The 1,144-nt window shown below is 58.7% G+C and carries 2 rRNA genes; both read right to left on the bottom strand.

The features are described 5' to 3' along the window. Nucleotides 1-327, bottom strand: a 23S ribosomal RNA gene (locus tag ACFY9I_RS42610); the annotation flags it as partial. A 303-nt stretch (nucleotides 328-630) separates the two neighbouring features. Next, a 16S ribosomal RNA gene (locus ACFY9I_RS42605) occupies nucleotides 631-1,144 on the bottom strand; the annotation flags it as partial.

The following is a 1,144-nucleotide window of genomic DNA, read 5'->3' as shown; positions in this document are numbered from 1 at the left end:
AGATCCCACAACCCCGTATACGCAACCCCTGCCGGGTCTCACACGCATACGGTTTGGCCTCATCCAGTTTCGCTCGCCACTACTCCCGGAATCACGGTTGTTTTCTCTTCCTGCGGGTACTGAGATGTTTCACTTCCCCGCGTTCCCTCCACTTGCCCTATGTGTTCAGGCAAGGGTGACAGCCCATGACGACTGCCGGGTTTCCCCATTCGGACACCCCCGGATCAAAGCCTGGTTGACGACTCCCCGGGGCCTATCGTGGCCTCCCACGTCCTTCATCGGTTCCTGGTGCCAAGGCATCCACCGTGCGCCCTTAAAAACTTGGCCACAGATGCTCGCGTCCACTGTGCAGTTCTCAAACAACGACCAACCACCCATCACCCCCGGCAACAACCGGAGTTCACTGGGGCCGGCACTGAAGGCAGCCACACGGCCATACCCTCAGACACCCAACAGCGTGCCCGACACGATCAGTTGATGAGCTTCGCGTTCCACGCCGAAGCAGTACTAGCGCTCTCACCCATACCGACCGTGCCGAATAATCAACGTTCCACCCATGAGCAACCAGCATCGAACGTTCGCCGATGTACTGGCCCCTGGACTGCCGAAGCAGCCTGGAGTGCTCCTTAGAAAGGAGGTGATCCAGCCGCACCTTCCGGTACGGCTACCTTGTTACGACTTCGTCCCAATCGCCAGTCCCACCTTCGACAGCTCCCTCCCACAAGGGGTTGGGCCACCGGCTTCGGGTGTTACCGACTTTCGTGACGTGACGGGCGGTGTGTACAAGGCCCGGGAACGTATTCACCGCAGCACTGCTGATCTGCGATTACTAGCAACTCCGACTTCATGGGGTCGAGTTGCAGACCCCAATCCGAACTGAGACAGGCTTTTTGAGATTCGCTCCACCTCACGGCTTCGCAGCTCATTGTACCTGCCATTGTAGCACGTGTGCAGCCCAAGACATAAGGGGCATGATGACTTGACGTCGTCCCCACCTTCCTCCGAGTTGACCCCGGCAGTCTCCTGTGAGTCCCCATCACCCCGAAGGGCATGCTGGCAACACAGAACAAGGGTTGCGCTCGTTGCGGGACTTAACCCAACATCTCACGACACGAGCTGACGACAGCCATGCACCACCTGTACA

Source organism: Streptomyces sp. NPDC012510 (assembly GCF_042955065.1).
Taxonomy (GTDB): Bacteria; Actinomycetota; Actinomycetes; order Streptomycetales; family Streptomycetaceae; genus Streptomyces.
The sequence above is the reverse complement of the archived record's forward strand: the minus strand, read 5'-3'. Positions and strand labels throughout refer to the sequence as shown.